General features: G+C 45.0%; 20 protein-coding genes. 8 read left to right on the top strand and 12 right to left on the bottom strand.

Annotation, left to right across the window (positions count from 1 at the left end; genetic code table 11):
* Positions 1–261 precede the first annotated feature (261 nt).
* Positions 262–2,859 (top strand): M14 metallopeptidase family protein, encoded by a 2,598-nt coding sequence (locus IE103_RS05530; protein ID WP_189344950.1) that lies wholly within the window; start codon positions 262–264, stop codon positions 2,857–2,859.
* 148 nt (positions 2,860–3,007) lie between these two features.
* Here IE103_RS05530 and mnmA read toward each other — a convergent pair whose 3' ends face one another.
* Complete coding sequence (gene mnmA, locus IE103_RS05525) at positions 3,008–4,114, bottom strand: tRNA 2-thiouridine(34) synthase MnmA (RefSeq protein WP_189344949.1); 1,107 nt, start codon at positions 4,112–4,114, stop codon at positions 3,008–3,010.
* Positions 4,115–4,260: 146 nt separating this feature from the next.
* Positions 4,261–4,755: an NUDIX hydrolase gene (locus IE103_RS05520; RefSeq protein ID WP_189344948.1), complete on the bottom strand. Its 495-nt coding sequence runs from the start codon at positions 4,753–4,755 to the stop codon at positions 4,261–4,263.
* 563 nt (positions 4,756–5,318) lie between these two features.
* Between IE103_RS05520 and IE103_RS05515 the strand changes: the two genes are divergently transcribed.
* The 4 genes from IE103_RS05515 to IE103_RS05500 all read left to right on the top strand — a co-directional run bounded on the left by IE103_RS05515 (position 5,319) and on the right by IE103_RS05500 (position 8,962).
* Complete coding sequence (locus IE103_RS05515) at positions 5,319–6,434, top strand: Re/Si-specific NAD(P)(+) transhydrogenase subunit alpha (protein WP_189344947.1); 1,116 nt, start codon at positions 5,319–5,321, stop codon at positions 6,432–6,434.
* A gap of 166 nt (positions 6,435–6,600) precedes the next feature.
* Positions 6,601–6,963, top strand: a complete 363-nt coding sequence (panD, locus tag IE103_RS05510; protein ID WP_189344946.1) for an aspartate 1-decarboxylase — start codon at positions 6,601–6,603, stop codon at positions 6,961–6,963.
* Between the two features lie 230 nt (positions 6,964–7,193).
* On the top strand, positions 7,194–7,517 hold the full coding sequence (locus tag IE103_RS05505; protein ID WP_189344945.1) for an NAD(P) transhydrogenase subunit alpha part 2: 324 nt from the start codon (positions 7,194–7,196) through the stop codon (positions 7,515–7,517).
* The gene (locus IE103_RS05500) at positions 7,517–8,962 is read left to right on the top strand and encodes an NAD(P)(+) transhydrogenase (Re/Si-specific) subunit beta (protein ID WP_189344944.1); all 1,446 of its coding nucleotides are present in this window, start codon (positions 7,517–7,519) and stop codon (positions 8,960–8,962) included. The genes IE103_RS05505 and IE103_RS05500 overlap by 1 nt, the downstream gene beginning before the upstream one ends.
* A gap of 202 nt (positions 8,963–9,164) precedes the next feature.
* On the opposite strand, the gene IE103_RS05495 is transcribed toward IE103_RS05500, so the two are convergent.
* The 4 genes from IE103_RS05495 to IE103_RS05480 form a co-directional block, all read right to left on the bottom strand.
* Positions 9,165–9,575 (bottom strand): hypothetical protein, encoded by a 411-nt coding sequence (locus IE103_RS05495; RefSeq protein ID WP_189344943.1) that lies wholly within the window; start codon positions 9,573–9,575, stop codon positions 9,165–9,167.
* Positions 9,576–9,821: 246 nt separating this feature from the next.
* On the bottom strand, positions 9,822–10,127 hold the full coding sequence (locus tag IE103_RS05490; RefSeq protein WP_189344942.1) for a hypothetical protein: 306 nt from the start codon (positions 10,125–10,127) through the stop codon (positions 9,822–9,824).
* Between the two features lie 255 nt (positions 10,128–10,382).
* Positions 10,383–10,706: a low molecular weight protein tyrosine phosphatase family protein gene (locus IE103_RS05485; protein ID WP_189344941.1), complete on the bottom strand. Its 324-nt coding sequence runs from the start codon at positions 10,704–10,706 to the stop codon at positions 10,383–10,385.
* 88 nt (positions 10,707–10,794) lie between these two features.
* Complete coding sequence (locus IE103_RS05480) at positions 10,795–11,166, bottom strand: YfeK family protein (protein WP_189344940.1); 372 nt, start codon at positions 11,164–11,166, stop codon at positions 10,795–10,797.
* Positions 11,167–11,319: 153 nt separating this feature from the next.
* Between IE103_RS05480 and IE103_RS05475 the strand changes: the two genes are divergently transcribed.
* On the top strand, positions 11,320–11,919 hold the full coding sequence (locus tag IE103_RS05475) for a YceI family protein (protein WP_189344939.1): 600 nt from the start codon (positions 11,320–11,322) through the stop codon (positions 11,917–11,919).
* A 70-nt stretch (positions 11,920–11,989) separates the two neighbouring features.
* Here IE103_RS05475 and IE103_RS05470 read toward each other — a convergent pair whose 3' ends face one another.
* The 4 genes from IE103_RS05470 to IE103_RS05455 form a co-directional block, all read right to left on the bottom strand.
* On the bottom strand, positions 11,990–13,678 hold the full coding sequence (locus tag IE103_RS05470) for an MFS transporter (protein WP_189344938.1): 1,689 nt from the start codon (positions 13,676–13,678) through the stop codon (positions 11,990–11,992).
* Positions 13,679–14,555: 877 nt separating this feature from the next.
* On the bottom strand, positions 14,556–15,497 hold the full coding sequence (gene lhpI / locus IE103_RS05465) for a bifunctional Delta(1)-pyrroline-2-carboxylate/Delta(1)-piperideine-2-carboxylate reductase (RefSeq protein ID WP_189344937.1): 942 nt from the start codon (positions 15,495–15,497) through the stop codon (positions 14,556–14,558).
* A gap of 3 nt (positions 15,498–15,500) precedes the next feature.
* Positions 15,501–16,616: a M24 family metallopeptidase gene (locus tag IE103_RS05460; protein WP_189344936.1), complete on the bottom strand. Its 1,116-nt coding sequence runs from the start codon at positions 16,614–16,616 to the stop codon at positions 15,501–15,503.
* 28 nt (positions 16,617–16,644) lie between these two features.
* On the bottom strand, positions 16,645–17,739 hold the full coding sequence (locus IE103_RS05455; RefSeq protein WP_189344935.1) for a proline racemase family protein: 1,095 nt from the start codon (positions 17,737–17,739) through the stop codon (positions 16,645–16,647).
* Positions 17,740–17,973: 234 nt separating this feature from the next.
* Here IE103_RS05455 and IE103_RS05450 point away from each other — a divergent pair, with 234 nt between their 5' ends.
* Positions 17,974–18,849, top strand: a complete 876-nt coding sequence (locus IE103_RS05450; RefSeq protein WP_189344934.1) for a collagenase — start codon at positions 17,974–17,976, stop codon at positions 18,847–18,849.
* Between the two features lie 144 nt (positions 18,850–18,993).
* Here IE103_RS05450 and IE103_RS05445 read toward each other — a convergent pair whose 3' ends face one another.
* Positions 18,994–21,840, bottom strand: coding sequence for a TonB-dependent receptor domain-containing protein (locus IE103_RS05445; protein WP_229827086.1), 2,847 nt, complete (start codon positions 21,838–21,840; stop codon positions 18,994–18,996).
* Between the two features lie 723 nt (positions 21,841–22,563).
* Between IE103_RS05445 and IE103_RS05440 the strand changes: the two genes are divergently transcribed.
* Positions 22,564–25,389, top strand: coding sequence for a TonB-dependent receptor plug domain-containing protein (locus IE103_RS05440; protein WP_189344933.1), 2,826 nt, complete (start codon positions 22,564–22,566; stop codon positions 25,387–25,389).
* A gap of 84 nt (positions 25,390–25,473) precedes the next feature.
* On the opposite strand, the gene IE103_RS05435 is transcribed toward IE103_RS05440, so the two are convergent.
* Positions 25,474–26,022, bottom strand: a complete 549-nt coding sequence (locus IE103_RS05435) for a CNP1-like family protein (protein ID WP_189344932.1) — start codon at positions 26,020–26,022, stop codon at positions 25,474–25,476.
* Between the last annotated feature and the right edge of the window lie 2 nt (positions 26,023–26,024).

Here is a 26,024-nt window from a genome sequence, read left to right as displayed (position 1 = left end):
GATAAGTAGTTTGATCCTTCATAAAAGGATAAATCCCCCGCGCTCTGATTGGCGGGGGATTTTTTTGTGCTTGTCTATATGCAGGGCATGCGCCAACTCTTTAGAAGTTGATCATAGAAATGAGCTTGTAGATTGATTAACTCGAATTTGCAAGTTTGAACTAAATGTTCAGCAAGCGTTCTAAACGCGCTAAGCTAATGCCGCAATCCATCGCCGCATAGCGCAACCTCCAGTCGGTAATTCACTATAAGAAGGAATCCCATGTCTCTAAAAAAAATCGCTCAAGCGGTCAGTCTCGCATTTTGTATTTCTGTTAGCGCTGCACCTATTTATTCTGCTTATGCGGCGACACCACAATCAGTTATTCCTGCGCATGCGCGCGCCGATAAAATTAGTACGCCTGCTTCTGTGCTTGGATATGAACTGGGCGAGTGGCACGCACGGCCAGAGCAATTGACTTCCTACTATCAACTATTGGCAACGCAATCACCGCGGGTCAAAGTGCGTGTGGTTGGCTATTCACATGAGAGTCGTCCGATTTTGAATGTGATTATCACCAGTGAAAAAAATCATCAACGTTTGAGTGAAATCGAAGCAGCACGCGGACGTGGTGAAAGCGATACCCCGTTGGTTGTGTATCTTGGTTATAGCGTCCATGGCAATGAACCTAGTGGTGCAAATGCTGCACCGGCAGTGGCATGGCATCTCGCAAGTTCAATCGACAAATCGGTTAGTGAAATGTTAGAGCGTACCGTGATTGTGATTGATCCTATGCTCAATCCGGATGGTTTAGCGCGTTTTGCAAATTGGGCGAATAGCAATCGCGGTCAGACTTTGGTTAGTGATCCAAATACATTAGAGCATCGTGAAGGTTGGCCTAGTGGTCGTGGTAATCATTATTGGTTTGATTTGAATCGCGATTGGTTGTGGTTGCAACACCCTGAATCACGCGCGCACGTCGCCACTTTCCAAACGTGGCGCCCGCATGTGTTTGGTGATTTTCATGAGCAAGGTACGGACGCGACTTACTTCTTCCAACCTGGCGTACCAACGCGTACCCATCCTTTGACGCCTGCGAATAATCAATCCTTAACTGAAGCGATTGCGAAGTTCCATGCCCAAGCATTAGATGCGCGTGGCGAATTGTATTTTAGCCGTGAAGCCTTTGATGATTTTTACTATGGCAAAGGTTCGACTTATCCAGATTTGCAAGGCAGCGTTGGTATCCTGTTTGAGCAAGCCAGTTCGCGCGGTCATATTCAGGATTCTCGTAATGGTTTGCTGAAATTTGATCACACCATCGCCAATCAAATTACGACTTCACTTAGTACGATACAGGCAGCAGATGCGATTCGTGATCAATTAATTTCGCACCAAAAGAATTTCTATGATGAAGCGAAAAAAATGGCGCAGGCGGATCCTAATCGCGCCATGTTATTTGCGGCTGAAGGCAATCCAGCCCGCTTGCGTGATTTCTCGAATTTGTTGAAGCAACACGGAATCGCGGTGCATCAAGTGAAAGGTAGCGTCACCGTTAATGGTCAACGTTACGATGCGCGCAATGCGATTGCGGTTCCATTGAATCAGCGTCAAAGTCGTTTGTTAGAAGGAATCACTGAGTTGCGTACGCAATTCAAAGATAATACTTTTTACGATGTATCCGCATGGAGTGTTACCAAAGCGTATGACTTGGCAAGTGCTAAGAGTGCGGCTGATGTGATTGGTGATCCGGTGCAGGATTTGCCGAAAGCGAGTTTAAAAGCTGAGTCGAATATTGCTTACGCTTTTTCATGGGTCAATGATGATGCTGCACCATTGCTGGCAGAACTAAGCCAGACCGGATTGCGCTTACGCACAGTGACCAAGCCAATGCGCGTGCAAACGACTGAAGGTAGTAAGGATTTAGGTATCGGCAGTATCGTGATTCCAGTCGCGATGCAAAGCACGTCAGCCGCGAATGTGGCAGAGATAGTACGTAAAGCGACAGCCAATCATAGTGTTGAAGTGTTGGCATTAAGTTCTGGCGCTGGTAGTACTGGTGTAGATTTAGGTAGCGCCAGTTTGAAAACGGTAGAACGCCCTCGCGTGGCAGTGCTCACTGGTCAAGGCTTGGATTCGACTTCGGTTGGTGAATTGTGGCATTGGCTTGATACCCATTTGCGTTTGCCAGCAACCATGCTCAGCACAGATCGTTTAGCGTCAACGCAATTAGAGCGCTACACACACATCGTGATGAGTGATGGTAGTTATCGTTTGTCCGACGAGGCCAACAAAAACATCGAACGCTTTGTGAAGCAAGGCGGCGTCATCATCGGTGTTGAAGGTGCTTTGAATTGGGCGAGCAATCAATCCTATTTGCAAACCAAGTTAGTGAAAGGCGATGCAGGTAAAAAATCGGATGCAGATAAGGCAGAGGATAAGAAAGCCAAAGAAGGACGTTTAGCCTATAAAGACCAAGATGCAAACGCCGCCAAAGATTTGGTTGCTGGCGTGATCTTTGAAACGGAAATTGATCGCAGTCATCCAATTGCCGCGGGCATTCCACGCGATATCTTGCCAGTATTCCGTGGGCAGGCGGATGTGTACAAATTAGAAGGGGATCGTTATGGCACGGTCGCTGCGTATACAAGTTCACCCGTGTTGAGCGGATATGCTTCGGCAGAGAACGCCAAGCGTATCGCTGGATCAGCGGCAATCACAGCGCAACGTGTCGGTAGCGGTAGCGTGATTTTGGCAAGTGCAGCTTTGGGCTTTAGAAGCGGTTGGCTCGGTAGTCGTCGTGTTTTGGAAAATGCTTTGTTCTTTGGAAAAGCATTTGAAAAAGCGCGCGCTGAAGGTGATGAGGCGCATGAGGATTAAATCGACTTAGCTAGACTTTGTAATAAAACAGGGGCAGATACATCGTGTATCTGCCCTCTGTCTTTTGTGCTTTCGCATTCGGCTATTTTTGTTTAGCGAAGTTAGCCAAGTTATTTAAGTTAGTGGCTGCGAATCAAAGTAATACGTTTTAGTTATTCTCTGCTGAGGCCGAGTTAATAATCCCTCCACCCAAACAAACATCGCCATCATATAAAACCGCAGATTGTCCCGGGGTGACTGCCCATTGCGCTTCGTCAAAATGCAATTGAAATAGCTCGTTATTACCATTGAAACGACAAGCCATATCAGGTTGGCGATAGCGTGTCTTGGCTGATAGTTTCTCTAGATCTGGCGCATGTCCAGCGATCCAACTGACTTGTGCTGCCTCTAACGAATTAGACAGCAACCACGGATGATCATGACCTTGTACTGCGTACAGACGATTGTTCGGTACATCTTTGCGTGCCACATACCAAGCATCACTGCTACCATCAGTATTTTGGTGTGACTTAATGCCACCTATGCCTATACCTTTGCGTTGGCCTAAAGTGTAAAAGCTTAAGCCTACATGTTGACCAATCACTTCTTCCTCGGCGGTGCGGATTTCACCCGGCGCGTACGACAAATAGCGATTCAAAAATTCGCGGAAAGGGCGTTCACCGATAAAGCAAATCCCAGTTGAGTCTTTCTTTTTCGCATTCGGTAAATTGATTTGTTCAGCGATTTTACGGACTTCAGTTTTATTGATTTCACCGAGCGGGAACAGCGTATTTTTGAGTTGAGCTTGATTTAAACGATGCAGAAAATAACTTTGGTCTTTACTGGCATCAAGTGCTTTTAATAATTGAAATTCACCATTGACTTCGCGTACACGTGCGTAATGACCAGTTGCGATGTAGTCGGCACCGAGCTTCATCGCGTGATCTAAAAAGGCTTTGAATTTAATTTCAGCATTACACAATACGTCAGGATTGGGTGTGCGACCTGCTTGATATTCGCGCAAGAATTCGGCAAACACGCGATCTTTGTATTCACTCGCAAAGTTGACGGTTTCAATATCAACACCAACCACGTCGGCGACGCTAACTGCATCAATTAAATCTTCGCGCGTTGAGCAATATTCGGAATTATCATCGTCTTCCCAGTTCTTCATAAACAAGCCAATGACCTCGTAGCCTTGCTCTTTCAAGAGCCAAGCTGAGACTGAAGAATCGACTCCACCGGACATACCGATGACTACACGTTTTTTACTCATGAATATTCCTACTGATTTTTGTTACTGTAGTTATTACTGCAGTTATTACTTTAGAAGCGCGGGTTTCACCCGCCCTACGATTTATTTGTTTCTTCTCATCTAAGCTACAAATCTGAGAAGGTGAATTCAAAATCGCTTGATGTCTTTTAATTTGCCGAATTCGTTACACTAGGATGCGTATACATCAAATCTAAAGGCGCTCTCTGTCCGGCCAGATAATCCTGCAAGCACTGCAAAATTAAGGGGCTGCGATGCATCTCTTGGCATGCCAAAATTTCCTCATAGGTCATCCACAAGGCCCGTAAAATACCGTGATCTAAAGGTCTATCATGCTGGGCGATCACTTTGCCACAAAATGCAAAACGCAAATACGTCACTTCTTTGCCTGAATTTGGTGAAATAAATTTCGACATATACGTGCCAACTAGCGCTTCCGGTACAAACTCATGCGCAGTTTCTTCCATAGTTTCGCGGACTACGGCTTGTTCTAAACTTTCATTCGGATCAAGATGACCTGCCGCTTGATTCAGGCGCACTCCATCGGCTGTGGTTTCTTCTATCATCAAAAATTCTAGGCGCTCACCGTTTTGGCGCGGCACAATCGCAGCAACAGTGACAGAGGGTTTCCAAGTTTCAGACATAAGCGAGGCAGACAATCAATCAAGCCAACATTTTACCCTTTTAAGTGTCTTTCTTAGCGCGAGCTGGGTCAAATCAAGATTCGAATTTACTAATAAAGATTCTATCTATAAGAAAATTCATCAGACTCGTTAGTAATTTTTAAATAAAAATGTAGTGTGCTTAGGCCCAAGCCATTTTTGTTTCCTATTCGGTAAAGCCTTGTCTGGCATAGGTTTGCGCAGATTTTGTTTGTCTTGCATAGGGAGCCACTGTGCGCGGAAGTGGTGCAAGTTATTTCTTAGTAGCTTGCTTCAGTGTGCTTTTCTTGTGCCAGATTGGTGCGTTTTTCGTGTAATATCGTTGTCGAATATTAAATGTAAGATCCCTCCGGCAGTTCAAATTTGTATGCAGTTCGCAGTCGCTGGCAACAGCTTTGTAAGTAGTTCAAGTGGTTTAAATCCTTGTCAGTTTTGGTTTTGTTTCTTGCTTTATCCAAGTAGGAAATTTCTGCGCAACATGGTGTACCTGAAGTCATCACTTTTGTCATTGAACCTAAGGCTATCAACAATAAAAGGAGTTCTTTATGAAAATCGGCATTCCCGCCGAAACCCGGTCGGGCGAGACGCGCGTTGCGGCGACCCCAGAAACAATTAAGAAATATGTGAGTGCCAAACACCAAGTCGTCGTACAAGCTGGTGCTGGTATTGCCTCCTCGATTACCGATGAAGCCTATCAAGCAGCTGGCGCGACGATAGGTACAGCTGCTGATGCATTCGGCGCAGAGTTGATCTTGAAAGTGCGTGCGCCTTCGGCAGAAGAACGTGCTTTGATCAAATCGGGTGCGGTGGTGGTTGGTATGCTTAATCCCTTTGATGCAGACAACATCGCAGCGATGGCAGCGCACGGCATTACGGCTTTTTCTTTAGAAGCCGCACCGCGGATTACACGTGCGCAGTCATTGGACGTGCTGTCCTCACAGGCAAACATCGCTGGCTACAAGGCTGTAATGTTGGCAGCGAATACTTACCAACGCTTTATGCCGATGCTAATGACAGCAGCCGGTACTGTAAAAGCTGCGCGGGTCTTGATTATGGGAGTCGGTGTTGCGGGTTTGCAAGCGATTGCGACTGCTAAGCGTCTAGGTGCAGTGATCGAAGCTTCCGATGTACGCCCACCAGTCAAAGAGCAAGTCGAATCCTTGGGTGCGAAATTTATCGATGTGCCTTACGAAACTGATGAAGAACGCGAAATCGCCAAAGGTGTCGGTGGCTATGCGCGTCCTATGCCAGCCGCATGGATGGCGCGTCAAGCTGCGTTGGTACATGAACGTGCCAAGCAAGCCGACATCATTATTACTACTGCATTAATCCCAGGTCGCAAAGCACCGATTTTGATTTCAGAAGAAACCGTCAAGGCGATGAAACCGGGCTCTGTGATTGTGGATATGGCGGTCGAGCAGGGTGGTAATTGTCCTTTGTCTGAACTGAATAAAACCGTCACGAAATACGGTGTCCACATTATTGGCGAGCCGAATTTAGCGACCTTGGTGGCTGCCGATGCTTCCGCATTGTATGCCCGCAATATTCTCGATTTCTTGAAATTGATTATCGATAAAGAGGCAAATTTAGCGATCAACAAAGAAGATGAAATCGTCGTCGCTACGATGATGTGCTCTGGTGGCGAAGTGTTGAAGAAATAAATTTGAAAACGATGAAAAACATTTGAACCGCAGAGGCGCAGAGGACGCAGAGTTGAATAAAGAGAAATCTCTGCGTCCTCCGTGCCTCTGCGGCGAAAAAAGGATTTAATCCGGTTTTATCATCAGTTGTAGTAAGTAAGTTTTACATAGAAGTTTTGAGGAAATTATGCAAAGAAATATGTTACGCGCCAAGATTCATCGCGTTTCTGTAACTCAATGTGATTTGAACTATGAAGGTTCATGTGGCATCGACGAGGATTTGCTCGATGCAGCCGACATTAAGGAACATGAACGGATCGAACTCTACAACATCAATAATGGCGAGCGTTTTGCTACTTACGCGATTAAAGGCAAACGCGGCAGTGGTGAAATCTCCCTGAATGGTGCGGCAGCTCGACGCGTACAGTTAGGCGATTTAATGATTATTTGCACCTACGCACCGATGGACGATGAAGTCGCAGAAAACTTCAAACCGAAAGTCGTGTTCGTTGATGCGAGAAATAAAATCACTAGCTTGAAAGAATATTGATTTGCAGAGATTTTCAGATGCGATGAAATAAGAGAATTACTGAAGTTTAATGCGGTTTAGCTAAGCTCGAAACAACGAGGCGTCATTCCCGCGAAGGCGGGAATCCAGTGGTGTAAAGGCTCAAAGACACTGGATCCCTGCCCACGCAGGGATGACGACGACAGAGAGAAAATTTATCTGAACAGCATAACTACTGAAGTCCCTTTTAACGTAAATAAAGAGAGAACGTCATGGATGTAGTAAGTCATACACTCACTAATTTGATCATTTTTGTACTGGCAATTTATGTCGGTTACCACGTGGTCTGGACCGTAACACCCGCATTGCACACACCTTTGATGGCGGTGACGAATGCGATCTCTGCGATCATCATTGTTGGTGCGATGTTGGCCGCAGGCTTAACCGAAGGTGCGCTAGCCCAAGTGATGGGAACCCTGGCGGTCGCACTCGCGGCGGTGAATGTCTTTGGTGGCTTCTTAGTCACCCAAAGGATGCTAGAGATGTTTAAGAAAAAAGAACCGAAAGCGCAGGCGGAACAGAAGGAGGGCAAATAATGAGTATGAATCTCGTCACGATGCTCTATTTGATTGCATCGGTTTGTTTTATTCAAGCGCTTAAAGGTTTATCGCATCCATCAACCGCACGTAAAGGCAATGCCTTCGGTATGATTGGTATGGCGATTGCAGCCTTCACTACAGTTGCGCTGATCGTTAAATTGAAAAACGAAGCAGGTGGCGCTGGTTTGGGTTACGGCTTGGTGATACTCGGTATCGTGGTTGGTGGCGGAATTGGTGCCACTTTAGCGAAGCGCGTAGAGATGACCAAGATGCCAGAGCTAGTTGCAGCGATGCACTCACTGATCGGTTTAGCGGCAGTCTGTATCGCGGTTGCGGTGGTTGCAGAACCTTGGATTTTCAATATCACGACACGTGATGCGGCAATTCCATTTGGTAACCGTATCGAGTTATTTATTGGTACTTTCGTTGGTGCGATTACTTTCTCAGGATCGGTGATCGCCTTTGGTAAATTGTCTGGTAAATATAAATTCCGTTTGTTCCAAGGTGCGCCAGTTAGTTTCGCTGGTCAACACATGTTGAACTTGGTGTTGGCGATTGCGATGGTTGGTTTGGGTTTGGTGTTTTGTTTTGATGGTGACGTGGCTCCTGCATGGACGCCATTCATCTTGATGACAGCGATTGCGTTTGTGTTGGGTGTGCTGATCATCATCCCTATCGGTGGCGCTGATATGCCAGTGGTGGTGTCGATGTTGAACAGTTACTCTGGTTGGGCTGCAGCAGGGATTGGCTTCTCACTCAATAACTCGATGTTGATCATTGCTGGTTCCTTAGTTGGTTCGTCTGGCGCGATTCTGTCTTACATCATGTGTAAAGCGATGAACCGTTCCTTCTTCAACGTGATCTTGGGCGGCTTCGGCGGCGCACCAGCAGAAGCAGCCGCAGGCGGTGGCGCACAACGCACGGTTAAGTCTGGTTCACCTGATGACGTTGCTTTCTTGTTGGGTAATGCGGAGACGGTGATCATCGTTCCTGGCTATGGCTTAGCGGTAGCGCGTGCGCAACATGCTTTGAAGGAGTTGACGGAAAAACTCACGCACAAAGGCATCACAGTGAAGTACGCGATTCACCCAGTGGCAGGTCGTATGCCAGGGCACATGAACGTCTTATTGGCGGAAGCCGAAGTGCCGTATGACCAAGTGTTTGAGATGGAAGATATCAATAGCGAATTTGGTCAAGCAGACGTGGTCTTGGTTCTCGGTGCGAATGACGTTGTGAATCCAGCCGCTAAAGATCCAAAATCACCGATTGCTGGGATGCCGATTCTTGAGGCGTATAAAGCGAAAACGATTATCGTGAATAAGCGTTCTATGGCATCTGGTTATGCTGGTTTGGATAATGAGTTGTTCTATATGGATAAGACGATGATGGTGTTTGGGGATGCTAAGAAGGTGATTGAGGATATGGTGAAGGCTGTGGAATAATTAGCTTTTCTATGTTTTGATTGCTTGTGAAAAAGCCCGCATGATCTTTGGATTTTGCGGGCTTTTTGTTATTTGAATTAGTATGTCTGATTGGTGAATTGCACTTGCACGAAATGGTACTGAAGATTGGTTGTTTGGAAGAATTCATCTACCACAATGTCCGTGTAAATGATGGTGTTGAAGAAGTTTGTATTTATTTAGATTATTGGACGACTTTTTTATTGGAGATTTTCAATACAGAGAGCCAATGGGCGCCGACAATGATTGGGCTTATAAAAATCAGAATGCCAATAAAATCTTGTCTTCGTAAAGGTAAATCGTATACAAACAGAATGGATGTCAGCACAGAAGTCGTACCAGCTGCTGATTTAATCCATAAGTAATTAATTTTTGAGTTCTTGATTAATAGTAGACGTCTGAGTATTTGAAATAATGCGATGACTCCGAGCCATCCACCAATCCACAACATAAAAGCATAAAAAGTAGCTGTCCACGCTTTAAATTCGATACCTACGAATAACCAAGGAGCACTGAAGATCAAAAATAATGTCGCCGGAAGCAGAATCAGTAGTGTCTCCAGAGTGTAGATAAGATTTTGGATTTTCAATTTCATAGAATTTATAATTTATTTTGGCATGTCGGAAATTGTATATCTCGCAACAGAGATTAGGGTAGCGTAATAGTAGGTATGTGATAAGTCAATCGTCATTATCAGTGGCTAAGTTATAGATTTTTACTTGTGTAAGAATTAAATTTTTTGCTGAGGACTACGATGAAAAGTGTAGGCTAGTTTAGTAGGGTGGGTAGGTTTTTTTGCCCACGCTCTGATAGCCGAATAATTGCGAGCAGGCCTCGAATTTTAATAAGAATATTTGTTGATAAACTGTCTTATCGTTTGCTGGTCGGTGGTAGACCGACAACTACTTACTTTCTTTGCTTCGCCAAAGAAAGTAAGCAAAGAAAGGCGACCACGCTGCCACTGGCCTTCGGCTTCCCAATTGTGCAAGACAAAAAATGGGAAAGCTTCGAAACTCGCCTGCGGCTCAAACAACGAAGCTTTCTTTATCCATTTTCTGTCCTGCACAATTGGCAGTGTCAGAAGTGGAACGGCGTTAAAGTCAAAAGCAACAGCAAAACAAACAGTATCGACCGTGAAGTCGTTCAATTAGACTCGAAAAATCGAGGCGTCATCCCTGCGTAGGCAGGGATCCAGTGACGTTAGGCTTTTACGCTACTGGATTCCCGCCTTCGCGGGAACGACAATAGACGCAGCGAGGCTTTACTGAAATAACTTAAAGTATCTACGATCGCCTTTTTTGGATTACCTTTTTTGGCGAAGCAAAAAAGGTAATTGGCTGTCGGGCCACACCCGATCTGTGAATGATGAGCAAGTGAAAAAGCGAATAAGATCACTAACAACTTAAACCAAAAACTTCCCCACCTTAGCCTTTAAAATAGTAATCAACACCGGATCCATATACTCATATTCATCAGGAATATCCAAGCAAATAATCCGCTTATTGCTTAGATACGATCTGAACTTCTTTGACAATTTATTGCGATGCGTTTTCTCCATCACAAAGATAATCGTCGCCCAAGAGATTTGTTCTGAAGAGAGTGGAACGGTGGCATCGTTGCCTATACCAGCGGAGTCTGTTTCCACGTCTGGCCACGACGCGAAAACTTGTTCCGCTGTCGGGCTGCGGAGTCGGTTTTGGGTGCAAATAAAGAGCGCTCGTTTCATTTTTCTTTAAATCAGATTTTTGATACAGATGATTAATGTCATTATTTTTCTAAGCTTGTGCTTCGTAAAGTTCTTCTCTTAAGGTCAGTTATTTAGATTCGCGCAAAATTCTTAATTGCTCGCCCAACCATAATTTACTCTCGACCGCGGGTGTATTACCACACTTCACTAAATACGCTTTGCCGCTATAACTACTGGTTGAAGCGCCTAGTTTGATGAAGTCTTCGGTTGACTTGAGCATATTTTTTCTTTCTAGGTAGTCGAGTTTTTTGCTCAAATGGGTTTGTGCCTCAGCGCCCGAATACCAACTGCCATTGCGGTTGAATTGGCAACCAGAGTCCTGCAATCTTTTCAGAAGGACTTGAATTTCGGTACGTGTGGTTGACGGTGTCTGCGTTGCTTTGCTCACTACTGATGGGCAAAGCGTAACAAGGAAGAGTAAGAAATAAACTAAGCGCATGGTTGGTGATTGATGTTGTCATCCTTTGAAGTTAATGATTGTAGTCTGTAATCTCTTGGTTTTGTGACCCGATTTGAAAGGCGCCAGTTTGCCTCAAGTATTTCCTATTTATGTTAGATTGAAATTCTTTTAAAGCAGAATGAAAGCTAAAACATGAAACCAAATTGCCAGAGTCTTGTGCGCAACCTGCTAGCTTTTGTCGTCGCTTGCGCCAGTTGTGCTGGCAGTCATTTGGCGAACGCCTCAGATCGGTATGTGATTGATAGCACGCATACCTATTCAATCTTTGAATACATGCACTGGGGTCTATCAGTGCAGCAGGGGCGTTTCGATAAAAATTCGGGTTCGATTGAATTTGATGAAGAAAAGCGCGTCGGCAAAGTCGATTTGCTTATTGATGCGAACTCAGTCAGTACCGGTAGCAGCTTGTTTGATACGGCGCTGCGCTCAGCTAGCTTTTTTGAGACCGACGTTTACCCTAGCATTCAATTCAAATCAGAGAACTTTCTTTTTGACGACGCTAATAAGGTGATTGCCATCGAGGGCGATTTGACTATCAAGGGAACGCGTAAAAAAGTGCGATTTGAACTTACGCATTTCCACTGTCGTTTTATGCCGCTTTATTTTAAAACAGCATGTGGCGCAAATGGCTACGCAAAAATATTGCGTAGCGAATTTGGCTTAGGTCGTTATGCGCCGTTTGTGAGCGATGAGGTGACGCTGCGTTTTGCGATTGAGGCGATCAAGGAGTAGTTTGATTACGAATTCAATATAAGTTGATTGCTTAAATTTTTAAGTGAAATAGTCCATCGCTAATTTAGATTCAACGACGCTTCAACCATGTATTAAAAATGAGTAGGGAGGCAGCGGTTAGCAAACCAATTGCAGCAAATAATAGCCACATCCACAAGGGGCGATTCATCTCTTTGGCGATCGCGGTATATGCCCAACCCGATAACAATCCTGCGAATAAATTGCCAAGAGCCATTGAGACAAAGTAATACCCCATATACATGGCGGTCTTGCTTTTCGGTGCGATGGCGGCGACGTACTCTTGGCTTTTTGGCGATGCGATCATTTCACCAATTGAGAAAACGATGACGGCAATCACGACTGTTGTTCCACCAATCGCTAAACCCGCGCCAAAGCCACACAAGGCAATTCCGACGCTAAGTATCACGGTTCCAAACACCAAGATGGGTAATGCACGCCAGCGTTGAATGTATGCACTGATTGCGATTTGGCATAAGACAATCAAACCAAAACCGATATTCACAATGTATTCAGGATTGACTTGTCGATATTGTTTAGCCCATTGTTCGGCAAGTGTCGCTGGCGATACATTCCCTTGTTGTAATGCGAGTAGGCCAGCGCGTAATGCGTCGTCTGGAACCATCACTTTATAGTTGACCAAATCAAATGCTAATTGCTGCAAAGCGACTGCATCCATACCCGCATGATATTTTTTCGCCAGAGTCGGTAATGCGCCACTTAATTGATCTAGATTTACGCCAGCCAAGAAGTCAACAGAGTACGGTGCGAACTGTTGCAGAGCGATTACCAGATCTTTGGTATCGACAAAATCGCGAATGAATACCGGAAGTGTTGTGAACAATTGGAAGTACACGACCCAAAAGCCAGTCAATATCAATAAATACAAGACGAAGGGCACATTGCCGACTTTAACCTTTTGCAAATACCAAGCTGAAGATGGAGAATTTTTAATGGATACTGTCCAAGCAAAATTGAGCGCAACCCACGCTGCTACACCCATCAGGTAATAATGAAATCCGATACCCATGCGTGTTGTCACCATCAAAGCGATAATGGCTGGAATCACCATTAAGGCTAATCGTCCGTTACCAAGAACCTCTTGCGCTTCTAGCAGAACCATTTTCAAACTGCGTTGATCTTTGCTCGAATCGTGCTCCGGTTCTTTATAGAAAAATAGAGCGGGAATAAAGTTAATGCCTATCCAAATCGCTGACATCACAAACACCAAATCCCAACTGACAGCGCGTACATATCCGGCAATAAACGGGCCGATGAAGCCACCGATATTGACCATGGTATAAAACACACCAAAGCCTAGGCCACGATTCGTGTCATCGGTAGAACGTCCAATGGTACCGACCACGACTGGCTTAAAGCAGGCGGCACCGATTGCCACCGCCAAAAAGACCATAAAAAATGCCCAGAAACTATGGACCTGTCCGAGCAAATAGTAGGAAGGACACATGATCGCAAACGAAATCAAGAACATGCGACGATAACCAAACCGATCCGCTAAAGCGCCGGTAATCACGGGGAGTAAATACAGTAAAAAAGGAATCATGCCTTGCAGGAAGCCACGTTCTTGGTCGCTAAATCCAAGTCCTCCTTGGGCGGTTGGGCTGGTGATGTAGAGTGAGGATAGTGTGAAGAAACCGTACCAAGCGAGACGTTCGAAGATCTCCATGGTGTTGGCTACGTAGAAGGCTCGGTGGAAGGGATTGCGGTTGATGGTGGTCATGTTGTTGTCTCTTGGTTTATGATTTTTTGTTTGGATTTGGTTTTCTAAGGTCTTAAATATTTTTCGGAATTTTTTATGGATACAGGTCGGGTGTGGCCCGGCAGCCACTCACTTTTTGCTTCGGAAAAGAAGCGGCCGTAAATTCACACTATCGAATTCCATTTCTTCGTCTGCTGAAGTGAGATTCGCTTCATCCTCTCTCATCGTTTACAGGTCGGGGGTAGCCCGACAGCTACTTACTTTTCGTTGCTTCGCCAAAGAAAAAGTAAGCAAAAGAAAGGCGACCGTAGACTCGCCCCTGCGGGGGTGCTTACGCTTCGCTTCAGCATAATTTGTGCATCACAAAAAATGGGAAAGTGTTGAAACTGTTCTCAGGAATGTTCGCTTGCAAGCGAACATCGTTCCGCAGGCGAGGCGCATGCGCCTCGAATTCCCTGCTTCACCTCAGACAACAACACTTTCTTATCCATTTTCTGTGAAGCACAAATTACATCGTCTCAAACGGGGGTAGATCAAAAGCAAAATCAAAAACAACGACCAGCTACTGCCAATAGAAAAATGAATTACCGTGGTTACTGATTGTTTGGTTGTTGCCGTTGCTTTTGACTTTAACGCAGTTCCACTTCTGACACTGCCAATTGTGCAGGACAGAAAATGGATAAAGAAAGCTTCGTTGTTTGAGCGAAGCGAGTTTCGAAGCTTTCCCATTTTTTGTCTTGCATAATTGGGAACCCGAAGGGCAGTGGCAGCGTGGTCGCCTTCTTTTGCTCACTTTTCTTGGCGAAGCAAGAAAAGTGAGTGGCTGTCGGGCCACCCCCGACCAACAGGCCGCAAAACAACGACAAAACCAAAACCAAAACCAAAACCAAAAAAACAGCTACCCCAAACGATCCAACACCAACTTAGCACAAATCAAATCACTCAAAGCTGTTCCAACTGACTTAAACAAAGTAATCTCAGAGGCATCACGTCGAGAAGTTTGGCCACGTCGGCATAACTCCGCCAAATCTCCCTTAACATCACCAGAAGAAAATACACCCTCGCTGATCGGGATCAGCAACTCTCCCGCCTCTTTCAATACATTCGCTCGATAGTCAACATACACCGAAGATCGCGTCACCAAAGTTGTGTCGCACTCTCGTCTGTCCTGACTATGATTGCCGAGTAAATCTACATGACATCCTTCTGTAACATCTCGACCGAAAACTAAAGGCTGTGATGATCCTGTGGCGCTAACGATGATGTCCGCGTTTTGTACGCTCTTTGCTAATTGATCAGCACTGCTGAATTCAACATGAGGAAAGCGTGTTCGTAAGGATTGCAATAAATTCTGTACTTTCTCAGTGCTACGTCCCCACACCATGACATGTGAAATCGCATGTTCAGCTAAATGCGCCTGCACCAGAGGGATTGCCAAATTCCCTGTGCCTAGTAGAAGCAAGCGCATTGATTCTGGTCTGGCTAAATAACGACTGGCCAACGCCGACACAGCGGCAGTGCGCCAATAGGTCACCGTGGTGCCATCGATCATCGCTAATGGCTGTCCATCGGCACGGCTAAACAGCAAAATTTTCGAGAAGAGTGTCGGTAAAGATTTGCTGCCGTTATCGGGGAAATAGGTGAAGGCTTTAACCCCAATCACATCCTCATTCCAAGCGGGCAATACTGCAAACCCATCATGTTTCGCTGGATCTTCGGACAAAGCAAATACCTGTCTTTGTGGCATCCCAAATTCTTGTTTGAAGCCAGCATCTAAGGCATTGATCAAATTTGGAAAATCTAGAATTTGATTGACTTGTTGAGCATCGATAATCTTCATGATTTATAGCGATAATTCAAAATGTTTAGGCGCATGAGTCAGGAATTCAAAACTGTTCTCAGTAATCAAGACGTCGTCTTCAACACGTACTCCACCATACTGCGGAATATAAATGCCAGGCTCTATCGTCACCACATAATTGCGCAGTAGATTCTCACGACATACTGGGCTGATGAAGGGTTGCTCATGCAGTTTTATCCCAAGACCATGACCTAAACCAGGGCCAGCAAACTCGGCAAACTTGGATGCTTGAAGTACAGCTGCCGATGCTGCATTGACTTCTTGTGCCGCGACGCCATCGCGTAATAATGCGAAAGCGGCTTGCTGCGCTGCATTGACAGTATCAAACATCGCCTGTTGTTGAGAACTCGCTGGACCGGCAACAAAGCTGCGTGTCATATCTGAACGATAGCCATTTACCACAGCACCAAAATCGAGCACGATTAAATCGCCGATTTGTAATCGCTTCTGAGAAGGGATGCAATGTGGTAAAGCCGAGCGCGCACCAAAACCCAGAATGGTGACAAATGACAATCCTTGTGAGCCGCGCTTTTGCATTTGATAATCAAGTTCTAAAGCCAACTCAGCTTCGCTCGCACCGATTTGTATCTGTGGCAGCAGCGCTGCTAAAGCTTGGTCTGCAATGTGAGCCGCAGCTTTGATCTGCGCAACTTCCCACGCATCCTTGCTTTTTCTTTGATGTTCCAAGGCTCCGGTGCTGGGTGTGAAAATCGCTTGTGGATTGTCTTTCGCGATTGTGTCCCATACACCAACACTAATGTGTTCGGCCTCAAACCAAACATGTTCCACTTTTTCACTTTGCAAGATCACTGCAATTGCTTGCCCTAGGCTTTGTTTATCGCGATCACGGCAAATGACTTTGGTCGGAATGCGGTCACTCACACATTCGTCTTCGGCTTGCTCAAGAAAACGATAATCGGTAATCAGATACAAATTAGTCTGCGTCACTAAGCCGTATGCGGCTTCTCCACTATAGTTGTAGAGATAACGAAGATTGTCCAAAGAAAAAATCAAGGCAGCGTCTTGTCTAGCATTGGCCATTTGCTGACGCAGATTTTGTAAGCGTTGGGCAAATTGGGCTTGAAGAGGTGTATTCATACTTATCTGTGCAATCCGCTAATTAAGTTCATCGAAATATAAAACCATGTTGTAGCGTATCCTCAGGATCGATATAAAAAGTGTGTTTTCCCGTGACATGTGCATTTCCCTGCACTCGAGGAATGATGGCTTTGTAATTACCGTAGTCAAGTGTGCTTGTTACAGACACTTGAAACTGCGAGCCTAAAATACTTTCTATTGTTATTGATTGTCCGATTTCAAGCTGAGCACGCGCGTGCAGGATGGCAGCTTGTCCTGATACACCACTCCCAGTGGGGCTACGATCTAGTTCACCGTCTGCGAATATGCACACATTCCGACTATGCACGCCAACTGTGTTTGAAGGTGCTGAGAATATGGTGCCGTATAAAAAACTAAGATCGCTTTCAAATGGATGGATGACTTCGATACTAGCCATCACCGCGCGCTTGATACGGCGACCGAAATCTATGATTTGTCTATGGTTGTCGGCCTCCAAAGATAGACCTATTGAGGTGGCATCCACATAAGCGTAAAACGCTCCGCCGTAAGCTAAACTAACAGTCACAACGCCCAGCCCTTCAACCTCAATTTGTTGGTCCAGCGCGGCAACAAAGGAGGGCACGTTATCAAAATAAATGTGCTGAATCCCATTTTCATTTAGCTCAGCATAGGCGTGGATCTGCCCACAAGGCACATCAATTTTGATGGCAGTTCTTGGCATCGTGATCGTAACCACGCCTGCTTCAATTGCTGTTTTGGTCAACGCGATAATCGCATGACCACACATGGTGCTGTAACCTTCATTGTGCATAAACAGTGCGCCAAAGTGACTATCACTTCGCTCTGCTGGTGTAATCAATGCACCATACATATCCGCATGTCCACGTGGTTCAAACATTAAAGCAGTACGCAGATGATCGTAATTCTCCAGACAATCGCGGCGCATCGCTAATATGCTGTCCCCGGATAGCAGAGGGAAGCCACCAGTCACAATGCGTAAAGGTTCACCGCCTGTGTGGCAATCCAATGTTGAAATCGCTAGCCAATGTGAAGGTGCTCGCCAGTTGCCAAAACCTTTGGTCAGTGTTGTTCCGCTGTCTCGACCATTGCTCGCATTATTTTGAAATTGATCGCTCGTCATTTTTTGTCCGCGCTAGCTGTTTTGCGTCAGTAATGTCAGCAATATACAGCAAATTTGCTAAGATATTCTATCGATATATGTTAAATATATTTATAATGAATGTGAATTTTACCTCTTTTTTCAAATCTTAAGGACAAATTTACGATGCCGAATGCACCCCAATCAAAATCTCCATCGCTTTTCTCATCAGCTAGAACTATCTTGATCCTGAGTCTATTGGGAGTTGGAATTAACATGAATACTCATGCACAAAGTAGGCAGCAACAGCAGCTCAAAGCGCCGCCATCATTAAGAGCGGTCGAGCAAATTCTGTCACGTGCTCATGTTTGTAGTGAAACCTTGAGCTTACGTTCCGAAGCCTTGAGTGATGCGCAAGAACAAAGTGTCTGTCAACAATTAGGTCAACTAGAGAAGAATTTTCATCAATTATTTGCAGGAGATGGCAAAACCCTAGTTCCCGTCAAACATGACAATAACCAGTCTTTACGAGCAAACATTTATCGCAACAAAAATAGCTTTGCTGAACACGCTGGTATGCATTTCGGTATGCCTGTCAATAATGGCGGTATGTATTTGGAAGGCACGCCCGAACGTGCTGGCAATCACGCGGAGTTTGTCGCTTATCAAAGAGAGCAGGGAGTAGTCCATAACTTAGGCCATGAATATGTTCACTACTTAGACGGACGTTTTAATTTGTACGGCGACTTTTGTGCCAACTTGCATGACTCTCACGCGGCCCCAGAAAATTGCCCTAAACCAGCTCCACAAACGCCTTACTTGGTGTGGTGGAGCGAAGGTTTGGCAGAATACATCGCCCATGGCAATGCGCATGTCGCAGCACTCAAGCTCGCGACAAAAAAGAGTTATCGCTTGAGTGAATTATTCGACACAGGCTATGAAAAAAATAATGACAGCACCCGTATTTATAGCTGGGGTTATTTGGCCGTTCGATTTATGTTTGAACGTCATCGCAATGAAGTCGACCGAATGTTAAGTTTTACTCGTGTTGGTGACTATCCACGTTATCAAGCTTTAGTGAAATCATGGGGGACTTCTTTTGACGCAGAATTTGCGGTTTGGTTGGAAGAAATTGGACATCAAAAGAATTAAGTTTGGACGAAGTTATTTGATTGATCACTTGCTAGTATCATTTGCCAATATTAACCGCGGGTTTCAACTTGTATGTAAGACATTGATATAGGAAATGACGGGGTATATTCAACATATACCCCGTCACCTTTATTTCCTCACTTATTAAAAGCTAAGACCTCCATTGATATAGAACTGGCGCCCTAAAGGATTGGCGTAGCGTGCATCGTAACCCGCTTGATTGCCGCCACCCGCGATTCGAATACTCAATGGTGGTGCTTTATCAAACAGATTGCGTATGCCGAGGCTCAGTGTCAGATTGTTGTACTCTTTAAACTGTACGCGGGTTTGCCAATCAAACGTAATGAATGCGCGGACATCGCGTTTTAGCCCCGTAAATCCCACTGGCAAACTACCATCGCTATTAACCAGTTTGAGTGCATTATCGTCAGCTGTTAACACCTGATCTTGGTAGCCAGAGCGATAATTCATCATCAATGTATTGGTGTACATATCCTTGCTATTGAGACTGGCCGAGAGCTGAGAAATTACTTTGGACGTCGCATTGTTGTACGCATCAAATCGTCCTAGACTACTTTCCGTGGGAGAGCCTGGTACATCGACCTCTGATTTGAGCATCAAGGTTCCACTCCATTTCAGATTGAGTTTGCCAAATTCGGTTCTGGTTGAGTAGGTGTTGTCCCAATCAAGCCCTTGATAGCGTGCTCCAGCCAAATTAAAAGTTGGTAACAAAGTCACCAATTTGTTGGAGCCAATACCTTGGTCGTAGACGATGGAGAAATTATTATTGAATTTCACTGGATCTGCGAATGGAAATTGCTCAGGCAAGGAGGTGATTTGGTCTTTCATTTTGACAGACCATAAATCTAAACCGAGCGACAAATTAGTAATAGGATCTAATCTAAATCCGATTGTGTATTGCTTGGAAGTTTCTGGTTTTAAACCACTAGGTCCTTTCAGGTTGTTACCGCCCGAGAGCAAATATTGCTGCGTCGTTCCAGTACAGTAAGCAGCACGTGGATCAGGTGCTTTGACTGGACATGGATAGGCACCAGAGGTATTGCCCGCTTGTCTAATCGGCGAAGTGATGGAATCCATGTTGGCTACTTTAAAGCCAGTGCCATAAGAGCCGCGGACTAGGAGATTGTCGACTGGGTTAAAGCGAAACGCCAATTTATAGGTTGCTTTTTTATTCGCATTTCCTTGTTCTGCAGGCGGCAATAACTTGCCGTTGGATGGATCAAACACCAAACTATTCGTGACAGCACTATAGGAGTCATAGCGGCTCGCTGCCGTGACCTCTAGTGTTTTACTTACAGGAATCATCCACTCGACCGAAGTACCCCAGTTACTTCGTTTAGCAGCAACAGGGAGATTGTCGGCGGAATCACCGAGCGGCGTATCCGTAAAGTTCGGTTGCTGTGCATTCTGTCCTTGCGAGATAGGACTTGGCATGAAGTCATATCGCTGTTTCGAATAGTCAGCGCTGATCGCGATTTGTGATACACCGCCAGGAGCAGTGAATAATTCGTGGCTCACAGATGCACTAAATTTGTCGAGTTTGACGTCAGTCGTATTCTCATTGGTGTTCAGGATAGCAGGGGCGAGAACCGCTGCAGAACTACCAGACGGTCCAAAGGGATTGAACTTGCCGGAGTTGACGATCTCATTGTATTTGTTTCGACTAAGGAACCCACCTACAAAATTAGATTCTTGGCTATTTTCAGAGTGCGTATAAGAAGCTGAATAATCAAAACCTTGGTAGTTGCCATTCGCTCCAAAAGCCAGATGTTTCGCTTTCGTCACATAATCGCGTGCACGTCCACCAGCATCGGTAAAGCGTATGTTCATCGATGCTGATGCAACATCATTTGGCGATACACCAATCTTTGAAAGGTAAGGCAGTACTTCGGTGATATAGGTATTGCTGTTTAATGGCAAGGCGAGGCGTTGCGCACCTGGTGCATAGCGCGCAGTTTGAACAAACTTAGAGGCGACTGCCTCGGCAAATAAATTCAGATTCTGATTCACTTTGACATTTAAAGACGAGAAAAAACTGTCGCGTTCAGATTTTGGAATCAATTGCACGGTTGCTGCATAGTCAAACCAGCATGACTTGTCGGTATCGGTGCCAATGAAAGATGTATTCGGTCCACAAGTTCCGGTTTTATAGTAACTGGGTGAGAAAATTTTGACAGAATTGTCTTTTAAACTCAGTGTGGCAGATGCGGGTGCTGTATTGCCAGCAAGCAGATAAGTCGAATATGTTTTGCCATTCTCTGTGAATTTTTGTAGACCAGATTTTGCAAAATCTCTGTCCTTCGCATTCAGCTCATCTTGCGTATCGCGCGCATATGTTAGCAAGATGTTGTAGCCGTCGGTATCAAGATCGCCAAAACCTTTGGATAGTGAGACGTTGGAACTCTTACCACCTTGCTTGCTCGGCTTGTTCATGCCCGCTTCAAATCGGAAATCTTGTTGGTTCTTCTTCAGAATAAAATTGATAACCCCCGCAATCGCATCAGATCCATACAGGGTAGATGCACCATCTGTAAGAATCTCGACGCGCTCAACTGCGCTCATAGGAATACTGGCCAAATTGACGGCACTACCTGATCCATAAGATGCGATGCGTCGACCATTTAAAAGCACTAGAGTATATCCAGCACCAATGCCATGAATCGAAGCATTTTGTACGCCACCGCCACCACCGTTGACGGATTCAGATGCGGTAGTGAAGCCTTGCATAGATGGTAAGGATTGGATTAACTCTTCCACATTTTTTGCACCTGATTTTTGAATGTCAGCGGCACTGAGGTTTTGAACTGGTAACGCTCCTTCTTTTGCAATACGCTTAATTGCAGAGCCAGTAATTTCTATGCGTTGTACAGCTTCTTGTGCTGAAGCTGGAATGACGAAACTAGTTGCGGTGATGATCGCCCCGCCACTAAACAGGGCGCGAACGGTTTTCGATAATTTCTTTTCTTTCATGATTCTCTTTCTTTAAATGCCTTGGCGCGCTAATTTTTAGCGGCGCATATGCTGGTATTACTTCAAATGAAAAATTGAGAAGTGCTTGGGGAGATTTCTCAAAATAAGGCATTGCAGTGGTGTGCATGTTGGTGAGCGCTCTCTTGTCCGCCTTTGTAGCTTTGAGTACGGCTTGAATCTAATTTCTTTAAATAAAACTCAAACTTGCAAAAAACAAGTTCACCTTTGCTAAGTATAAAGCAGTCACAATTTAAAATATATCGTAAATATTAAATAAATATATTTGTGGTTGATGTGCAACCAATGACTATTTATTATGATTTCTGAGGGATTTATTGAGGAAAAGTTACAGATGACCGAGGTCTGTTGATGAAACAGATGCGCTGCCATCCAAAATACTTAGAAGGATTCAGATTAGTCGAATTGTTATTACGATAATTATAATAGTATACATATTTTATCGATCATAATAGAGCGCTTTCAATTGGCAATTAGTTTAAATTCGGTAATAAATAAGCCTATTTTGCAACTATTTTTCTTGATTTTCATTAAATATCTTTGCAATATTTTCTAAATATATTTAAATGTGCGTGCATGTGAAGCATGTGCTTTTGATTATTTCTTCAATTTACGTGGTGATTGAAGCAAAAATTTAGTGAGCGTTTCACATCATTAGGCAGCTTTTAAATGATGCTGAAAACGATAGAAAATAAAGGAGTTATTTTGAGAAAACAAATTAAAGTAAAAGCGATCGTCATTGCACTGACACTCTCGTTTGGATCACATTCTTCGGGGTGGGCGCAAGATTTGGTGAAAGCCAATGCAGATGAAAAGTCGAGCGCACAAAGAGTTGTTGTGACTGGTTCAAACGTCAAACGGATTGATGCAGAAACAGCGGCGCCCTTGCAGATCATTTCCAAAGCCGAAATTATGCAAAGTGGTGCCGTGACGGTGAAAGATATTCTGGAATTATCAACTTCGAATGACAGAAGTGCGATTTCGGATTTGAGTGGCGCGAATTCTTGGGCCAGTGGAGCTTCTGGCGTGTCCTTACGCAATTTGGGGGTGAGTGCGACATTAGTGCTGATCAATGGTCGTCGTTTGCCGAGTTTTGGATTTGCCGATGGCCTGCAAAATACTTTCGTCAATGTCGATGCGATTCCAGCATCCGCTGTTGAGCGTGTGGAAATTTTGCGTGATGGCGCATCAGCGATTTATGGCTCTTCTGCAATTGCTGGCGTCGTTAACATCATCACACGTAAAGATTTTAAAGGCGTACAGATCAGTGCTAGTAAGCAGCAATCGGTGATCAACCGCAAATTAAACAACCAAAGTTTTGCAAACCTGACGGCGGGCTTCGGCGATCTTGATAAAGATGGCTATAACTTATTTGCCAGTCTCGATTTGTACAAACGCGGTTCGTATAAAGATGATTTTGTGAATCGTCGTTTACCGGAATGGTATTTGAAGCTCAATCCCGCACGAGATACGGGCAAGATTGATTCATTGTCTACAGGTGCATTTCCCGGAAACTATACCGGTCGCTATCCAGCGAATTATGCTGATCCTAAATTAGCTGGTACGAGAATTAGTAAAGCTATGCCAGGCTGTGCCGCAGAGAATTTGATTGATGGCTTATGTCGTTATAACTATTGGAAAGACAGTGATGCCATGCCAGGCGCCGAGCGCGCTGCATTCTATTCTATGGCAAATCTGAAGATTTCTGATGATATGTCAGCGTGGGCGGAGATTCAATTAGCCGATACTAAGTCGACCTATAACACCGCCATTCCGCGTAGTAATGTGACAGGTTCTAGTTTGTCTTGGTATGACTCAATTAAGGGCGAGTTGCAATATTTTGTGGACCCAACTTTGCCTGTAGGGCATCCAAATAATCCTTACACATTTCCTATCGGTTTGAACTATCGTTTTGCAGATCATCCCGACATGTTCAAAAACATTGGCGGCTCTCAACAATACCGCGCAGTTGCTGGCTTGCTTGGTAAAACGGCGGGTTGGGAATGGGATGCTGCAATTGGTTATATGGGAGGGCGTGCGCATCAAAGACAACAACTATATCGTGATCGTTATGAGTACACGAAAGCAATTACCAGTGGTGAATATAAATTTGGTCAACAAAATCCACGTGCTTTGCTAGATAAAATGTTCCCAGTGATGGGCTCGGATGGAAAATCAAGCGAATCTTGGTTGGATTTCAAAGCCAGTAAAGAAGTCATGAATTTAGCGGGTGGTCCTATGACTTTGGTGCTGGGTGCTGATGTACGTCATGAGACCTTTTTGCACAAGAGCATGGATAATATTTTGCAAGCACGCATCGTCCAGTTTAGCGGAGTGTCGATAGATGGTTCACGCAATGTCAGCGCTGCGTTTGCCGAATTGAATGCGCCGATTACCAAAAAGTTAGAGTTAGATTTTGCCTTGCGTGCAGACAAGTCTGGCCCCACAGATTTGGAAGTGATTCCGAAAGCGAATGCTAGCTATTTAGTCTCTGATCAATTGAAAATTCGCGGCACGATGTCTCGCGGTTATCGCGCTCCTAGTTTGCCAGAGACCGGCAATGGTGGCGCATCGTGGTTCACTGGTGGCGATGATCCTAAACGCTGCGACATGGCCAACAAAATTTATGATGCCTTGATGCTAGGAGATGCGACTGATCGTTCGAATGCCTTGACTGCTTATTATTCTGGATGTGAAACGGGCTTTCCCTCAACCGTGACACCAAATCCCAACTTGGAGCCTGAACGCTCTCGTATCTACAGCCTAGGATTTGTGTTGCAACCGACAAAAAATACCGCGATTACTTTGGACTATTGGAATGTGTCGCGATTTAATGAAATCGCAGTGCGAGGTTCTGACTATATTCTGGCGAATGAGGATATCAGACCGGGCTTGGTAGTTCGTGGCGCGTTATCGCCTCAGGATATTGAATTTGGTCAACGGGCAAGTCAGCTTGCCGGCGTTCCATTGGGTTTTAAAGTGGGACCAGTACAAGGTGTTCGCGATCAATATTCGAATGTCACAAAGAGTAAGATGGCAGGGGTTGACTTGAGTGTTCGTAGCAATTGGAACTTAGGTGAGTATGGTCGTCTAACGACCAATTTGGAATCGACCATCCAAATTGATACCTTATGGTTTGATACCGATAAACAGCGCTTCAGTGAAAATTATGTTGGCTATCGCTACTATCCACGTGTAGTGAGCAACCTCAGTGCAAACTGGTCGAAAGCGGTGTGGAGTGCAGGTGCACGCGGCTATTTCCAAAGTGAGCGAAAGCTAGCATGGGGTGCGGATGACACATCGAATACCATAGAGGCGTGTGCTGAGCGTAAGGTAAGTGCCAGTGGATGTAAGCTTGGCGCTGATTTCACCGTAGATATCTACGGCTCTTACTCCGGCTTCAAAGATTTGCGAATCGGCTTTAATTTGTTTAACGTCATGAATCGTAAAACACAAATTGAAAACCGTGCGGGCGGTCCTTTGCCACTGCGCGGGACTTCTTTGAAATTATGGGGGGAGTATAAGTTTTAATTGAAGTAGTCGTTTGAAAAAGCAAACATGCCCAGAATGACTTAGTCGCTCTGGGCATGTCTTTAATTTTTCTGAAATTGGAAATTAATGAAATTGTCGCAATGATTGATTTTGCCGAATACGTTGAATGATCTTGTCGACGTTTCCTGCAACACTACCGCCTTCGCATATAAAGTCCCAAGCTAGGCTGCTGTGATGTTGGTTCACACCTTTGTTGTTGAAACTATCCCATTCGTTGCGACGGGAATTTGACCAACTGCCATCGGCGCGACCAAATGCGAATAGGCGTTTTTGGTTGGTATCGCAGCGCAATCCTTCGTAGCTGATATTTTTGGCTCCTGCTTGACTGTTGGATACTAGCGTAAATCGCACACTGCCATCGGCCACGATGCTAATCGATTTGCTATCGATGAAGAAAACCTGATTGGCATTACTGTAGAAGCGTAAGAGATTTTCTGATTGCGGCGCAGCTGGCAGTGTTACAGGACTATCTACCCACACTTTGACTACTTTATCTTCCTCATCCTGTGCATAAGTAGTTGTAGCGACAGAAACGCACAAGCACAAGCCGCAGAAACGTAAGAGCTTCTTAAAATCAAGCTGGAAAGTTGTGGTGTTTGTGCGTGCGTACATAA

The organism is Affinundibacterium macrobrachii (genome assembly GCF_014652415.1).
GTDB classification, from domain to species: domain Bacteria; phylum Pseudomonadota; class Gammaproteobacteria; order Burkholderiales; family Burkholderiaceae_D; genus Undibacterium; species Undibacterium macrobrachii.
This window is presented reverse-complemented; position numbering and strand designations above follow the sequence as displayed.

Excerpts from the sequence above, each read along its gene's own strand:
- IE103_RS05530 (WP_189344950.1), top strand. The coding sequence starts at position 262 with ATGTCTCTAAAAAAAATCGCTCAAGCGGTCAGTCTCGCATTTTGTATT.
- mnmA (WP_189344949.1), bottom strand. The coding sequence starts at position 4,114 with ATGAGTAAAAAACGTGTAGTCATCGGTATGTCCGGTGGAGTCGATTCT.
- IE103_RS05520 (WP_189344948.1), bottom strand. The coding sequence starts at position 4,755 with ATGTCTGAAACTTGGAAACCCTCTGTCACTGTTGCTGCGATTGTGCCG.
- IE103_RS05515 (WP_189344947.1), top strand. The coding sequence starts at position 5,319 with ATGAAAATCGGCATTCCCGCCGAAACCCGGTCGGGCGAGACGCGCGTT.
- panD (WP_189344946.1), top strand. The coding sequence starts at position 6,601 with ATGCAAAGAAATATGTTACGCGCCAAGATTCATCGCGTTTCTGTAACT.
- IE103_RS05505 (WP_189344945.1), top strand. The coding sequence starts at position 7,194 with ATGGATGTAGTAAGTCATACACTCACTAATTTGATCATTTTTGTACTG.
- IE103_RS05500 (WP_189344944.1), top strand. The coding sequence starts at position 7,517 with ATGAGTATGAATCTCGTCACGATGCTCTATTTGATTGCATCGGTTTGT.
- IE103_RS05495 (WP_189344943.1), bottom strand. The coding sequence starts at position 9,575 with ATGAAATTGAAAATCCAAAATCTTATCTACACTCTGGAGACACTACTG.
- IE103_RS05485 (WP_189344941.1), bottom strand. The coding sequence starts at position 10,706 with ATGAAACGAGCGCTCTTTATTTGCACCCAAAACCGACTCCGCAGCCCG.
- IE103_RS05480 (WP_189344940.1), bottom strand. The coding sequence starts at position 11,166 with ATGCGCTTAGTTTATTTCTTACTCTTCCTTGTTACGCTTTGCCCATCA.
- IE103_RS05475 (WP_189344939.1), top strand. The coding sequence starts at position 11,320 with ATGAAACCAAATTGCCAGAGTCTTGTGCGCAACCTGCTAGCTTTTGTC.
- IE103_RS05470 (WP_189344938.1), bottom strand. The coding sequence starts at position 13,678 with ATGACCACCATCAACCGCAATCCCTTCCACCGAGCCTTCTACGTAGCC.
- lhpI (WP_189344937.1), bottom strand. The coding sequence starts at position 15,497 with ATGAAGATTATCGATGCTCAACAAGTCAATCAAATTCTAGATTTTCCA.
- IE103_RS05460 (WP_189344936.1), bottom strand. The coding sequence starts at position 16,616 with ATGAATACACCTCTTCAAGCCCAATTTGCCCAACGCTTACAAAATCTG.
- IE103_RS05455 (WP_189344935.1), bottom strand. The coding sequence starts at position 17,739 with ATGACGAGCGATCAATTTCAAAATAATGCGAGCAATGGTCGAGACAGC.
- IE103_RS05450 (WP_189344934.1), top strand. The coding sequence starts at position 17,974 with ATGAATACTCATGCACAAAGTAGGCAGCAACAGCAGCTCAAAGCGCCG.
- IE103_RS05445 (WP_229827086.1), bottom strand. The coding sequence starts at position 21,840 with ATGAAAGAAAAGAAATTATCGAAAACCGTTCGCGCCCTGTTTAGTGGC.
- IE103_RS05435 (WP_189344932.1), bottom strand. The coding sequence starts at position 26,022 with ATGTACGCACGCACAAACACCACAACTTTCCAGCTTGATTTTAAGAAG.